The sequence below is a fragment of the Polynucleobacter sp. JS-JIR-II-c23 genome (assembly GCF_035011225.1).
GTDB lineage: Bacteria > Pseudomonadota > Gammaproteobacteria > Burkholderiales > Burkholderiaceae > Polynucleobacter.
Genome location: NZ_JAYGQT010000001.1, coordinates 593,819 through 607,671, shown reverse-complemented (window position 1 = coordinate 607,671; position 13,853 = coordinate 593,819). Strand labels below are relative to the sequence as shown.

15 protein-coding genes and 1 other RNA gene are annotated in these 13,853 nt (G+C 45.6%); 9 read left to right on the top strand and 7 right to left on the bottom strand.

What is annotated here, in order from left to right:
- The first annotated feature begins 57 nt into the window (after positions 1-57).
- The 3 genes from ssrA to VC159_RS03195 all read left to right on the top strand — a co-directional run bounded on the left by ssrA (position 58) and on the right by VC159_RS03195 (position 1,632).
- Positions 58-416, top strand: a transfer-messenger RNA (tmRNA) gene (gene ssrA, locus VC159_RS03205).
- Between the two features lie 173 nt (positions 417-589).
- Positions 590-1,048, top strand: coding sequence for a mobile mystery protein A (locus VC159_RS03200; RefSeq protein WP_323472700.1), 459 nt, complete (start codon positions 590-592; stop codon positions 1,046-1,048).
- Positions 1,042-1,632, top strand: coding sequence for a mobile mystery protein B (locus VC159_RS03195; protein ID WP_215358189.1), 591 nt, complete (start codon positions 1,042-1,044; stop codon positions 1,630-1,632). Before VC159_RS03200 ends, VC159_RS03195 begins: the two co-directional genes overlap by 7 nt.
- 24 nt (positions 1,633-1,656) lie before the next feature.
- On the opposite strand, the gene VC159_RS03190 is transcribed toward VC159_RS03195, so the two are convergent.
- From VC159_RS03190 to VC159_RS03165, 7 genes are all read right to left on the bottom strand, one after another.
- Positions 1,657-3,735: a TonB-dependent receptor family protein gene (locus VC159_RS03190; protein WP_323472699.1), complete on the bottom strand. Its 2,079-nt coding sequence runs from the start codon at positions 3,733-3,735 to the stop codon at positions 1,657-1,659.
- Between the two features lie 84 nt (positions 3,736-3,819).
- Entirely contained in the window at positions 3,820-3,942 is a 123-nt protein-coding gene (gene hemP, locus VC159_RS10420; RefSeq protein WP_215358197.1) for a hemin uptake protein HemP, read from the bottom strand.
- 60 nt (positions 3,943-4,002) lie between these two features.
- A complete protein-coding gene (locus VC159_RS03185; protein WP_323472698.1) occupies positions 4,003-4,389 on the bottom strand; it encodes an energy transducer TonB in 387 nt (128 codons plus the stop codon).
- A 339-nt stretch (positions 4,390-4,728) separates the two neighbouring features.
- Complete coding sequence (locus VC159_RS03180) at positions 4,729-5,901, bottom strand: class I SAM-dependent methyltransferase (RefSeq protein WP_323472697.1); 1,173 nt, start codon at positions 5,899-5,901, stop codon at positions 4,729-4,731.
- A complete protein-coding gene (locus tag VC159_RS03175) occupies positions 5,902-6,756 on the bottom strand; it encodes a pirin family protein (RefSeq protein WP_323472696.1) in 855 nt (284 codons plus the stop codon).
- Positions 6,757-6,797: 41 nt separating this feature from the next.
- Positions 6,798-7,349, bottom strand: coding sequence for a carboxymuconolactone decarboxylase family protein (locus VC159_RS03170; RefSeq protein ID WP_323472695.1), 552 nt, complete (start codon positions 7,347-7,349; stop codon positions 6,798-6,800).
- A 35-nt stretch (positions 7,350-7,384) separates the two neighbouring features.
- Positions 7,385-8,398 (bottom strand): Bug family tripartite tricarboxylate transporter substrate binding protein, encoded by a 1,014-nt coding sequence (locus VC159_RS03165; protein ID WP_215358225.1) that lies wholly within the window; start codon positions 8,396-8,398, stop codon positions 7,385-7,387.
- An 89-nt stretch (positions 8,399-8,487) separates the two neighbouring features.
- Here VC159_RS03165 and VC159_RS03160 point away from each other — a divergent pair, with 89 nt between their 5' ends.
- From VC159_RS03160 to VC159_RS03135, 6 genes are all read left to right on the top strand, one after another.
- Positions 8,488-9,264, top strand: coding sequence for a sulfurtransferase (locus tag VC159_RS03160; protein ID WP_323472694.1), 777 nt, complete (start codon positions 8,488-8,490; stop codon positions 9,262-9,264).
- A 76-nt stretch (positions 9,265-9,340) separates the two neighbouring features.
- On the top strand, positions 9,341-10,342 hold the full coding sequence (locus tag VC159_RS03155; protein ID WP_323472693.1) for a tripartite tricarboxylate transporter substrate binding protein: 1,002 nt from the start codon (positions 9,341-9,343) through the stop codon (positions 10,340-10,342).
- A gap of 53 nt (positions 10,343-10,395) precedes the next feature.
- On the top strand, positions 10,396-11,769 hold the full coding sequence (locus VC159_RS03150) for an MmgE/PrpD family protein (protein ID WP_323472692.1): 1,374 nt from the start codon (positions 10,396-10,398) through the stop codon (positions 11,767-11,769).
- A gap of 24 nt (positions 11,770-11,793) precedes the next feature.
- Positions 11,794-12,771, top strand: a complete 978-nt coding sequence (locus tag VC159_RS03145; protein ID WP_323472691.1) for a D-2-hydroxyacid dehydrogenase family protein — start codon at positions 11,794-11,796, stop codon at positions 12,769-12,771.
- Between the two features lie 23 nt (positions 12,772-12,794).
- Complete coding sequence (locus tag VC159_RS03140; RefSeq protein WP_323472690.1) at positions 12,795-13,334, top strand: chromate transporter; 540 nt, start codon at positions 12,795-12,797, stop codon at positions 13,332-13,334.
- Entirely contained in the window at positions 13,331-13,852 is a 522-nt protein-coding gene (locus VC159_RS03135; RefSeq protein WP_215358234.1) for a chromate transporter, read from the top strand. Before VC159_RS03140 ends, VC159_RS03135 begins: the two co-directional genes overlap by 4 nt.
- Position 13,853: the final 1 nt, after the last annotated feature.

Sequence of the window (13,853 nt, the reverse complement as noted above, 5' to 3'; positions counted from 1 at the left end):
TATTCAACAATTTAAAGCTACCGGCTTTAAAATAGGCAGTACCAATGCATGCAATCTGGGACCGACATGGTTTCGACGTGGGTTACAAAGCATCAAGGGCATACCGAGGACCCGTTATCTCGTAAATCAATGGGAATGTTTTAACTGCAAACGACGAACGTTTCGCACTAGCCGCTTAATTGCGGTTGCCCCTGAACTGATTCTCTCTTGGGTCAGCTAGCGCAAGCTAGATCAGGGTCATTTACAAGAGATAAGATCATTTCATGTCACGGGGAATGATTCGAAAACTTAGTGAATCGTCAGCGTGGAACGTGTCAATCTGTGCCTAGCTGGCTAAATTAAATGATATGACTAAGTATGTAGAACTTGTTGTGGAGGATTTGCGGACGCGGGTTCGATTCCCGCCGGTTCCACCATTTTTAAGTCTGTAACAGTCAAACGCCACCCAGATGGGTGGCGTTTTTCTTTGATCAAAAAATCGATCATTCATATTTATAGCTATTTGATACCTATGGGTATCAAATAATTGTATTAATCAATACCTTTAGGTTACAATTAGATATATTAATTAATACCTAAAGGTATCAATATGAACAAGAAATTTGCCAACTTACAGCTCCATCAAATGGATTTATCCCTTACCAAGTTAAGGAATACTCGCCCCCCGAACCGCCCAGGTAATGGATGGGTAAAGGCTATTCGCGAATCTTTGGGTATGTCAGCCTCTGCATTGGCTCGCAAGCTCGGTGTTACACCTGCCAGCATTACCAAGCTCGAAAAGGCTGAGGCTGATGAAAAGATCACTTTAGCTAGCCTGCGCAAGCTGGCGAGCGCCTTAGATTGCGAGTTGCAATACGCCCTAGTGCCACGCAAATCATTAGAGAAAATCTTGGAAGATCGCGCTATTACGGTTGCGCGTGAAAGGTTGCGCCCTATTTCTCATTCGATGAGTCTTGAGGATCAGTCGGTAGATAAGTCCGCTAGTCAAAAGCAACTGCAACTACTAGCAAAAGAGATATTGGACGGTCCTAGAAGGAATTTATGGTGATGCATTTTGAATATGCGCCAGGAGCCACTCCGATTGATCCGGATGAAGCCCTTGGTCTCATCCCCAAACACATTAGCACTCAAGCTGATTTAAACGCTTGGGAGGAAATGAATATTGTCGAAGGGGCAGATTGGATTGCGCGTCAAAAGATCGCCCAAGGTTTGAATGAGGGCTTGGTACGTGAATTACATAGACGTATGTTTAATCAAACATGGCTATGGGCTGGCACGTTCAGAAAGAGCGCTAAGAGTATCGGCATTGACTGGACTCAAATTGCCGTTGTCCTTAAGAATCTTCTAGATAACACTGTCTATCAGATTGAAAACAAAGCAATGCCTATTGATGAGATCGTAGTGCGCTTTCATCATCAACTAGTGTTGATTCATGCGTTTCCAAACGGCAATGGTCGTCATGCTCGCTTGATGGCGGATGCTTTAATCGTCAGCCTTGGCGGTAAAAGATTTTCTTGGGGCGGCAATACTTTAATCGCCACCCCAGGTGCTATTCGCCAAAACTACTTATCAGCTCTACGCGCGGCAGATAAAGGCGATATCGCACCACTAATGCAATTTGCTAGGCTATAAATACTTATTTTTGAACTGTGTTCATTAATTGAATTGATAGCTCATGCCAGCCTGAAAATTGAGAGGCGCTCCAGCAAAAATCCCATCAGGACTCCGGCTGGATATATATCTCTTATTAAATACATTATTAATCACTCCAAACATTTTCCAATCTTTGTTGATGGCATAGTTAGCACTCCAATTGACTGTTGTAAAAGCAGGAACCTCGCCTAAAGTTCCAATGGCATTTTGCGCAACCGTATTTGCCGAATCCGCATACTGAGTAGAAACATAATTCAGATTAATTAAAGTATTGAAGCCATTCTTTTCGTAGCTAACACCCAAATTTGAAGTCAATTTAGGTGTGTACGGAATGCGATTACCATCTCGCCCCAAAGAGCTCGTACCAACAAACTTAGCCACCGGGATATAAGTAGCATTACCGTTAATGCCCCATCCTCCTCCGAGCGCATAAGCCAAGGACATCTCAGCACCTTGATGCAAACTTTTACCGCCATTGGCTTTAGAAATTCCGGCAGCTAAGCTCTGATTCACAATTTGATTACTGAAGTTCATGCTAAAAATAGCTGAATCATAAGTAAAAGCACCCGAGCGACCACGCAGCCCGAGCTCCGCATTAGTTGAGCGTTCTGGGGCTAACTGCTGATCAACTCCTTTGTCATCAATTGCGGTGGCTAACTGTGCTGGTGCAAAACCTTTATATACACTACCGTACGCCTGCACTTGGGGAACAAGCTGCCAGGTAGCACCAATTTGCGGAATAGTTTCTACATTCTTGGCGCTACCTGCTTTACCAGTCGCAGGATTTGAACGGGTCTGGTTATAACTTTCCACTCGTACCCCAGGAATAAGTGCAAAGTCTTTGCTCAGCAAGAAACGGTTTTGCGCATAGACCGCCACTGAATTAGCCTTGTTATCTTCCTGCGAAGTGAGTCGACCAGAATAGGCTAAAGTTTTGGAACTCACTACTTGATTGATTTGAGATTCGGTATGCAAGCGCAATCCAAACTCTGCTTCATTAGAAATCCCTAGAGCCTTATAGGCATGACTTACCCGAGAATCGATGCCCAACATTTGAAACTCTCGATTTCGTCCAATCAGACAATCAGTATCTACGTTGCAGGCTCTAAAGACAGTCGATTCCTGTGTACGTTTAACAATACTTTGCCGCCAATAATCTCTTGATAACCTGCTCCAATACATCAAGGTATTGATTTTGGTCTCTGGGCTGATTTCAACAGCATGATTGAGATCTACTGCATTTCTTTGGGTAATAAAGCGGTCATTTGGCGCTGGATTATCTCTTGAGTGAGTGCTGTACTGATTTGGGCGCAGACCTACATACGAGGTATTGATATTGTTATCGTAATGGGTGTATTTGAGACTTAACCACTGATTCTGTGCAACCTCCATTCCCCCTTTCACCAAGATGTCATACATCTTGAAACCATTGCCTTGATATCCACTGGACTCAGATTGAATCAGGCTAATTCCTCCCATAGCGCCATTCGTTGACGATTTTCCCCCTGCCTCAAGCTCTACTAAACGATATCCGTAGTTACCCACTTTGCCGGTTAACTTAAATCCTGGAGCAGGTGTTTTGCTAAGGTAATTCACTACGCCACCAATATTGGATGGGCCATATTTCAGGCCCGATGCGCCCTTTAAAACTTCAATCCCACCGATTTGCTCTACAGGTGGGCTGTAATAGGAAGCATTGGAAATGAAGAGACTTGGTTGAATGGGGGCGCCATCCTCCAGAAGAAGAACCTTGGAGCTGCGACTCGGATTTAATCCCCGAATGCCAATATTTGGAATAGACCCTAGGCCACCCTCATCTCCGCGGACATTAACACCAGGAACCGTCTTTAATACATCTTGTAGGGACTGAGGTTGCAGCTCCTCCATCCTCTGTTGATTAATGACATCAACCGTACCAGGAATTTTATACAGCGCATTTTCCTCTCGACCAACAATATCAATCCTAGGTAACTCAATATCTTGGGCATTTGCCCAAACTGAAAAAGATCCTCCATATAACAATGCAAACGATGAAACCCAGACTAAACGATTTCGAGGACGAAAAACTTCTTGATGCTTCATATACCATCTCCAGTGATAAAAACAAAAAATCGCTGGCTATATGCATATGAAAATGCTCTTGCTGGCTAGTAAGCTAATTCATATTTACTTCGTCAAAATGAGCTTCCCTAATTTAGTGATGCGCAATTGATATGAATGCCCATCATGCAAGATGAAAATTTGCTTTGTGCGGCCCAATAAGGTTTCGCTTGGAATGCATCTAGGCAAAAGTTGGTTTGATCGAATACATATTGAATCAAGATCTAAGGTATTTTTCTCCTTCAAGTACTAGCCTTCCAAGGTAAATTGAATAGATGTCTGAAAGCATTGCAAAGAAACCTGGGCGGGGGCTATTGCAATGGGCGCAAATCTCCACTGAGTCAAAGCCTTGATGGCTGAGTGATCCAAACCCTGAAAGCCTGAGCTTTGGGTGATACCAACTTCTTGCACAAGGCCTTGCTCACTTACACATAATCTTGCAATGACCAAACCCTGTTCCTTAAGTTGTCTGCTGGCTAAGGGGTAATGGGGTTTAGGGCTGTATATAGCCTGTCTAGCTGCACCTAATGCGTGACGCCCAGCTCCCTTGCTATCACTATGCGCATGGGATTCATTTACAGCACTGGAACTATTGCGCTCACTGCTGGAAGGTGTCTTGATTTGGGGTGCGAACAAGGATTTTTTCTGTTGGGATGGCAAGGCACTTTTACCTACTAGATTCACCATCAGAAAATCTGGAGCGGATGATGTGGACCCCGCAAATGATCCCGATAAAAGTATCAATAGTGCTAATAAATGAGAGGAAGTTACCCCCGAAATTAGCAAAATATTTCTAGACAATGCCCCAGAAAACAAATTACACCCTTAAAAAATAAATGAGAAAAACTATATTCAACTTACAGAAAAAATGTGTAGTAAGTTAACTACTGCTCTCAATGATTTTAAGGATGATGTAGTGGATTAACAACCATGATCCCAATGGGGACGGGGCTTGTAGGGCTATTTAATGTGGTACTACTTTTTAGTCAAGCGCCAAAGTGAGGTGACTTCTTTTGATCTCGCTGCATGTAATGCGTCAGTTTTATCAAACGCCTTATTGTGCGTTGGCTTCGTGTCTAAACGCGCAATCACTTTCAAGCCGGCCTGCTCAATCCAATTCAGAAGCTCTTCTCTTGTTCTCAAGCCTAAGTGCTCAGCAAGGTCAGACAGAATGAGCCAACCCTCACCATTTTGCAGCAGATGATCTTTTAACCCGTCCAAGAAACCCTTCAACATCTGGCTCTCAGGGTCATACACCGCATGCTCTAGCGAGGAACTCGGTCTTGCAGGTAGCCATGGTGGATTACAAACAATGAGTGCTGCTTTGCCGTCTGGAAAAAGATTGGCTTTCTGAATTTCAATTTGCGAATTCAAGTCAAAGTGGTCAATATTTTCTTTCGCACAAGCAATCGCTCGATCACTTAGATCGGTCGCAATAATCTTCTGAAAATCTCGCAGAGCCAAAATAACTGCCAACACCCCAGTGCCCGTCCCAACATCAAAAGCTATAGAGCTATCTTTTATTGCTTCTGGTAAAGGGGCTTTCAGCATCAAGCTAATATATTCACTGCGCACTGGAGAGAAAACACCATAGTGCGGATGAATGCGAACCTCTTCATCATCCCTAGTTAGCACTTGAACACCTGTCTTGCGCCACTCATGAGCACTAATTACGCCAAGCAACTCACGTAAAGAAATGACATAGGAAGTTTCTTGCGTTCCATAGGCCTCAAGGCAGGCCTGCGATACATCTGGGGCGCGTCTCAAAGGTATCGTATGGTCAGCATTCAAGTGGATGAGAACCATACCCAAAATACGTGCGCGCTGAGATTGGGTGAGACGATGCAGGTTGAATGCATCCAAGGGACTTTTGATTTTCTCTTTGGAAACTCTGTCAGCTCTAGTGGACTTCTTGGAGGGCTTATCTACCCTTCTTACCAAAGCCTGTAAGAGTTGTTTTGCATTCTGAAAGTCACCCTTGTAAAGCATCGCAGTGCCTTCACAAGCTAAGCGATAAGCAATATCAGCAGTCAGCGTGTCATCCGCAATCTGAATCTTTTTATGCGGTGCAATCCCATTTTCAGAATGCCAATGAGCGGAACAGATTTGTCCGCCCTCTTCCCATTGAAGGGTTGCTGATTGCGTCACTTAGGAAACCACAAAGCGATTGTTTTGATAATCATCGATTGCTTGTTCAATTTCAGCGCGAGTATTCATCACAAAAGGACCGTACTGAACGATAGACTCATGTAGCGGTAATGCTGCTAGCACGATGAACTGTGCCCCTAGCTCTCCAGACCTCACCTTTAAGCGATCACCATCCCCAAGAACGATAGCTGCCTGCTTTGGGGCGGGCATCATTGGCCCACCTATTTCTAGGGCGCCCTCGTAAACATAAACGAAAGCATTTAGCTCTTTTGGGATACAGTGTTCGAACTCACCATTAGGTGGTAAATGCACATCTAAAAATAGAGGCGCAGTGGTAATCCCCTGAATCGGGCCTTGAACTGCCTTACCACCATCGTCGTATGCGCCCGCAATGATCTTGACTGAGCCCCCATTTGCCAAAGCAATCTTCGGAATATCTTCAACCTGGATATCTTTATAGCCAGCCGGCTTCATCTTTTCTTTGGCGGGTAAGTTGATCCACAACTGAAAGCCACGCATGGCGCCGCTCACTTGCTGTGGCATCTCTGAATGAATAATGCCGCGCCCTGCCGTCATCCATTGCACGCCACCAGTTTTCAGGTGGCCTTGATTTCCCAAATGATCCTCATGCAACATGTGACCTTCCAGCATATAGGTGACCGTCTCAAAACCCCGATGGGGATGTGCCGGAAAGCCCGCTACATAATCATTTGGATCATTGGAGGAAAACTCATCGAGCATCAAGAAAGGATCCAACCTGACTTGATTTTGACCACCCAGACTGCGGCGCAATTTCACACCCGCGCCATCAGAGGTGGCAATGCCAGGAATGATGGTTTGGATGTTGCGGATCATATTGATGAATGCGTTGACTTGGCTTTGGTTAAGTTTTAACTTTAAGCCGGAGGATGATCTTCAGGATTAACGTCAAGCGCTATCAAGAATCGAGAAACCATGTTGTAAGCAGCGATTACCGTAACTAATTCCACGGCATCCGTACTTCCCAGAGCCTTTTGTAAGCGCTTCATTAATTCAGGATCCACTTTGATATTGCGCGTCATCTGAAAAGTGAGTTCAGCAGCATCGTTTTCCACCGGCGAGTACAAATCTTTTGGAAAATTCGGCTGCCCAATAAGTCGCAAACCTTGAACCTGCTCCTCTGTGCCGCCCGCCTTCTTGAAGGGTGGCGCATGGTGAAAAAATTCATACTCAGCGCCATTCAATACAGCTACACCACACATGGCCAACTCACGCAGCTTCGGATCCAAAGACAGGTTATTCCGAATCTCCCCAATGAAATGATTCCAGCCCTCTGCAATAGGAACACTATGCAAAAGCATGCGATCTAAATTAATAAACTGACCGCCACGTCTTTTGCGAATAGCAGCAACCAACTCTGCTGGCTCTGCCAAATCCATTGGCTGATACGGAATTAAACGTTCTGACATACTTACCTTTTATTAATACCGCTTATCAACAACTCTTACTGAGCAGTTTCTTTAATATTATTTTCAATGACAAACTTACCCCAGATACCAATTTGCTTGCCGATAAACTCTTGTGCAGCAACAGGGGTGCCACCAACAATTTGAATGCCTTGCATTTTGAACTTCTCAGCGACAGCAGGCGTCTTCAGGGCTTTATTTAATGCTTTGTTCATTGCATCGATCACTGCCGGAGATGTTTTACCAGGAGCCAATACCGCCCACCAAGCTGGCGCACTAAAGCCTGGGAAGCCGCTCTCAGAAATTGTCGGCACATTAGGCAATGATGGTGAACGCTTGGCAGTCGTAATCACTAGAGGAATAACTCCACCGTTATCGATATGAGGTTTCACCAAAAATTCTGAGCCAACCGCCAACTCCACTTGACCGCCCAACGCATCCTGCATTAAAGGACCGCCACCACGATAAGGAATGTGATTCCAATCAAAGCCCGCTTGTTTTGCAAGGCGCGCCATTGCTAAGTGACCCAAGCTACCAATTCCAATGGAACCGTAACTAAATTGCTTACCAGTCTTGGAAAGATCCACTAATTGTTTAAAGCTGGTGATGCCAGATTTTTTGCTGGCAACCAACACCATCGGTGATGTGCCAACCAAAATCACGGGAGCAATATCTTTTATCGTGTCATAGGGAAGTTTGTCTTTGAGACTAGGGTTCACACCATGGGTATCAAATACCACTGCAAAGGTGTAGCCATCCGGGTCGGACCGAGTCATTGCAGAGGTACCAATCACACCGGAGGCGCCTCCTACGTTTTCAACAATCACGTTTTGCTTTAGTTCCGCTTGCAAAGCAGGCGCCAATACACGAGCAACCTGGTCAACTGAGCCGCCCGGCGGAAAGACCGCAATTAAACGAATTGGCTTTTGGGTGGGCCATGTGCCAACACCCGCACTTTGCGCCAAAGCAACACCGCTTACCCCTAAGGCCATCAAAGCGGCTAATAGGCTGTTTTTAAGGGCTTTTTTAGCCATTTTCACTAAATCCTGCATGGGACTTGTCTCCTCTAGATAAGACCTCAAGATTAACACCCCCTCAGCCTATTTGCTCGATAATGCTGCTGTAGCCCAGTGAGAGAAAAATGAAGTCAATTCTAAATATTGCCGCCTATTTATTCGTCAGCCTAGATGGCTTGCCAGAGCTGCGCGCCAAAATGCTGGATGAATGCAATGCCCGCCAGCTGAAGGGAACCATCTTGTTGACTGGTGAAGGCATCAATATGTTCCTTGCCGGCAAAACAGATGCGCTACGTGGATTTCTAGATTGGCTCCGCACCGATCCCCGCTTTGCCCCACTTCAAGCAAAAGAAAGCTGGTCTGAGGATCAACCCTTCAAGAAGATGTTGATCAAGCTCAAGAATGAAATTATTCGCATGAATCACCCAGCGATTCGACCTGAGGAAGGTCGTGCTAATTTCATTACCCCCAAAAAATTGCAAGAGTGGTTAGATCGCGGCACTGACGATCTAGGTCGTCCTGTAGTGATGGTTGATACGCGTAACGCCTTTGAAGTCGACTACGGCACTTTTGAGAATGCATTGCATTTCAATATTGAAAAGTTCACCGAGTTTCCAGCGGCAATTTCTGCACATAAAGATGATTTAGCCGATAAGACGCTGGTCAGCTTTTGTACGGGCGGTATTCGCTGTGAAAAATCTGGCTTGTATATGCGGGAAATTGGCATGGAGCACAGCTACCAACTAGAAGGCGGTATTTTGAAATATTTCGAGGAAGTGGGTTCCGCTCATTACCAAGGCAGCTGCTTTGTCTTTGATGAGCGTGAGGCGCTGGAGCCAAACCTTGACTCCATCCCCGTAGAGCACTCCATTCGAAAGAAACTCAAAGCCAGCCCAGCCTGAGCAGAGCTAACGCTATCAATAGTAAAATGATTTGGCTATACAAAACTAACTTATAACAATAATTCGGACTCGAGACATGTCTAATACGATCAATCGGCAAAGGCCGATTTTTTTGTCATCCCTTCTTTTTGCTTTTTTGGGATTGGCATTCCATTTCAATGCGCAGGCGCAAAGTGCAGCAACCTATCCAACCAAACCTATCAAACTGATTGCACCAGTAGCTGCTGGTGGCGGACTAGATAATATTGCGCGCGCTGTTGCGGAAAAACTTTCTCGATCTATTGGTCAAACAGTGGTTGTAGAAAACATGGGTGGTGGTGGCGGATCAATTGCCTCACAAGCAACTGCTAAAGCACCAGCTGATGGCTACACGCTGATGATTGCTTATGTAGGAACACACGGCACTAACCCTGCTGTCCGCAAACTACCTTACGACGCTATTAAAGATTTCACACCGATTGGCATGATTGGTGCAACACCTAACGTACTCATTATCAATCCTGACCTACCGATCAAGAATTTCAAAGAGTTTGTAGATTACGCCAAAAAGAATCCTGCCAAATTAAGTTATGGATCTGCTGGTCCAGGCACTCTGACACATCTTGGCATGGAGCAACTAAAGCTAGCAGCTGGAATATTTATGGTGCATGTGCCTTATCGTGGCGTAGGTCCTGCCTACACTGATTTATTGGCAGGCCAGACTCAAGCGATGCTCCCTACTCTATTTGCAGCGTTGCCATACATCAATACGAATAGGGTTCGTGGGCTTGCCGTTACTGGAGCCAAACGCAGCCCAGTAGCCCCTAATATTCCCACCTTCAAAGAGCTTGGATATAACGGCTTTGATGGCCAACAGTGGTATGGCTTGGTAGGCCCTGCAAATCTTCCACCCGCGATTGTTGCAAAGCTCAATGCTGAATTAAACAAAGTTCTCGCACTACCAGACTTCTCAGAAAAAATGACGAGTGAGGCTTTGACATTGATGCCAATGACACCTCCTCAATTTACTAATTACATCAAAGAAGATATTGCACGCTGGGCTAAGGTTGCCAAAGACCGCAATATTGAAATCGATTAATTTTCAATATCCGCTTATTTAAAAATACTCACACTTATTCATAGGAAATTTATATGTCTCACGCTATTGCTGCAGCAGCTGATCTCAATGCACCACCAGTCACCAAAATTTTGGCGGAGTTTGTTAATACTCACCCAAGCCAAGGATGGACTCCAGAGGTTGAACACGAAGCGCATCGTACATTCTTAAACTGGCTTGGTTGTGCGATCGGCGCAGCCAATCATGAGAGCGTTGAATCGTCTTTAGCCGCTATTCGTGAATTTCAGCCAGCGCCACAAGCCAGCATCCTCGGTCGCAAAGATAAAGTAGACATGGGCGGAGCAGCATTGATTAACGGCATCAGCTCACATACTTTTGACTTTGACGATACTCACCTCAAAACCGTGATTCATCCAGCTGGCCCAGTGGCTTCTGCAATCCTAGCCTTAGGCGAACACATTGGTACCAATGGCCGTCAAATGATTGACTCTCTTGTTCTAGGTATTGATGTTGCTTGTCGAGTCGGCAATGCAATGTATCCGGATCACTACCATCGTGGCTGGCATATCACTGGCTCCACTGGGATGTTGGGTTCTGCTGCTGCATGTTCACGCTTAATGGGTCTTGATCTGCAAAAAACAATTATGGCTCTAGGTATTGCTGCCTCACAACCGGTTGGCATGCGCGAGCAATTTGGCACGATGACCAAACCCTTTCATCCAGGTGGCGCTGCACGCGCAGGTCAACTTTCTGCGCTGTTGGCAAAACATGGTTTTACTGCAAGCTCTAAAGCGCTTGAAGCGGGCCGTGGCTATATGCAAACCGTTTCTACTAAGTGCGACTGGTCAGAAATTGATCGCGCCCTTGGAAAATCTTTTGAGATTTCCTTAAACACCTACAAACCATTCGCCTGCGGAATTGTGATTCACCCAGCTATTGATGCTTGCGCCCAATTACGCGCCCAAGGTGTCAAGGCAGAAGAGGTTGAACGCATTGAGTTACGTGTTCACCCACTGGTACTCGAATTAACTGGCAAGAAAACACCTAAAGATGGACTAGAAGGCAAGTTCAGCGTGTATCACGGATGCGCTGTGGGCTTGATGTTTGGTCAAGCAGGTGAAGGTGAATATGCGGATGAGATCGTCAACCGTCCTGACGTTGTAGCCTTACGCGCTAAAGTGAATGCGACTACCGATACCTCCATTAGTGAAGCATCTGTGGACGTTAAAGCCTTCCTTAAGGATGGCAGAGAAGTGCATATCTTTGTAAAGAATGCGATTGGATCTGTAGAAAATCCAATGAGCGATGCCAACTTGGAGCAAAAATTTACAAGCTTGGCCGAGCCAGTAATTGGAAAAGGGAAAACTATTCAACTGATTTCTGCACTCTGGAAGTTAGGACAAGCGCCAGACCTCAAGCAAATCTTAAGCCTTTGCACTCCAGACTAATTTCACCTGAAAGTTTTTTCATTTATGGCTTCATTACCGAACATCGTTATTCTTGGAGATTATGAGCGCGCTCTACGTCGCTTCTCTAACTGGGATAAGTTAGACCAACAAGCTAAGCTCACTATCTACCATGATCCTTTGCGTGATGAAGCCTTATATGAAGCAGTAAAAGATGCCGATGCGATTGCTATCGTGAGAGATCGCTCGCCCTTCAATGAGGCGATGATCGCGCGCCTACCAAAACTCAAGTTTTTAATGTTTACCGGTGAACGCAATGGCACCCTAGAAGCCTCTGAACTAGTTTCCAGAAATATCCCCATGGGCTGCACGCCAGGTGGGCCCTCAAAAGAAACTACCGCTGAGCTTACTTGGGCTTTGATTCTGGGGGCATCTAAGCGCCTGATTGAAGAAAATAAACTGATCGCCTCTGGTGGCTGGCGCGATGCATTTTCTCTCCTACCAATGCTCTCTGGCGAACGCTTGGGCATTATGGGCTTAGGTGCTATTGGCAGTCGAGTGGCACGTGTTGGCGCTGCTTTTGGTATGGAGGTTGTAGCGTGGAGTCCGCGCATGACCCCAGAACGTGCAGCAGCTGAAAATGCAAAAGCTGTTAGCTTGGATGAGCTACTTAAAACCTCTAAGGTCATATCGATGCATTTAGTTGCAGGCCCTGGAACTAAGGGATTGATTAGCGCCGATCAATTGGCGCTAATGCGTCCAGATTCAATTCTAATCAACACTTCGCGTGCTGCACTCATTAATATGCCTGACCTCCAAAAGGCGCTAGCCTCCGGTAGACCAGGACAAGCAGCGGTGGATGTGTTTGATGTTGAGCCCCTTCCTGAAAAAGATGCACTACGCAATACTCCCAATCTTTTAGTGACGCCTCATTTAGGCTTTATTGCTGAACCAATTTTTGAGGCTTTCTCAAAAGGTATTACAGAAACTTTAGAAGCATGGCTAGAAAATAAACCAGTACCACACCCCTTTAAGCCTCAATAATTTATTAATAAACAGCGTCCTCGATGCATAACCTAACTCCGTCACAGCTTTTTATCAGTTTTAGCAAAATTGGCATGTCAGGCTTTGGTGGTGTACTCCCTTGGGCCAGACGAACCCTAGTGGAGCGGGACAAAATCCTGACGTCCGAGGAATTTAGCGCCATCCTTGGCATTTGCCAGATCGTTCCAGGCCCCAATATTGTTAATCTCGCTGTTTGTGTTGGCTCTCGATTTGCAGGAGCAAGGGGAGCAGTTGCTGCAGTCCTTGGTCTGACACTAGGGCCCATTGCCATTGTGCTGTTACTTGCCACGCTATATCAACACTACAGCTATCTGGATACAGTGAAAGGACTATTGCGGGGTATCTCTGCAGTAGGCGTAGGCCTTATCGCTTCAACTGGTTTCAAGATGCTGCGCGATGAGTTTCGCTTTCCTTTGATGCTGCTTGTAGTTGTCATCACTATCTGTGCAGTCACCTACTTTCATCTCGGTCTAGGTTGGGTTGTGCTCGCTGTTTTACCGCTAGCACTGTTCTTGGCACGTAAGAAAGCGCTTAGTTCATGAGTATGCTTTTAAGCGTCTTCCTAAAACTATCCGCCTTCTCGCTAGTTGCGTTTGGCGGTGTCAACGCTTTGCTACCAGAGTTGTTAAACTTGGCCGTCTATCAAGAGCATTGGATTGATCTGCAAACTTTTTCAGATTACTTTGCTATAGCGCAAGCAGCACCCGGCCCAAATTTTATGACTGTCACCCTATTGGGCTGGCATATTTATGGCGTAATAGGTGCATTTATTGCCACACTGGCGATTGCATGGCCCTCATCTATCCTGATTTATTTTTTGCAGCGCTTTATTATGGGCATTCAAGATCCCATCAAGAAAAAATCTATTCAGTACGCAGCGGCAGCGCTAGCCATTGGACTGGTTCTTTCTTCTGCATGGCAAATTGCTATTCAAATTAACCATGGCGCGGCAGCCTACGCCCTGACCCTTGCGACTATCGGCTTTACATTATTCACACGCTGGCACCCTCTATATCTAATTGTCATAGGTGGAGCCTTAGGCTTTCTAGGATTTATTTAAA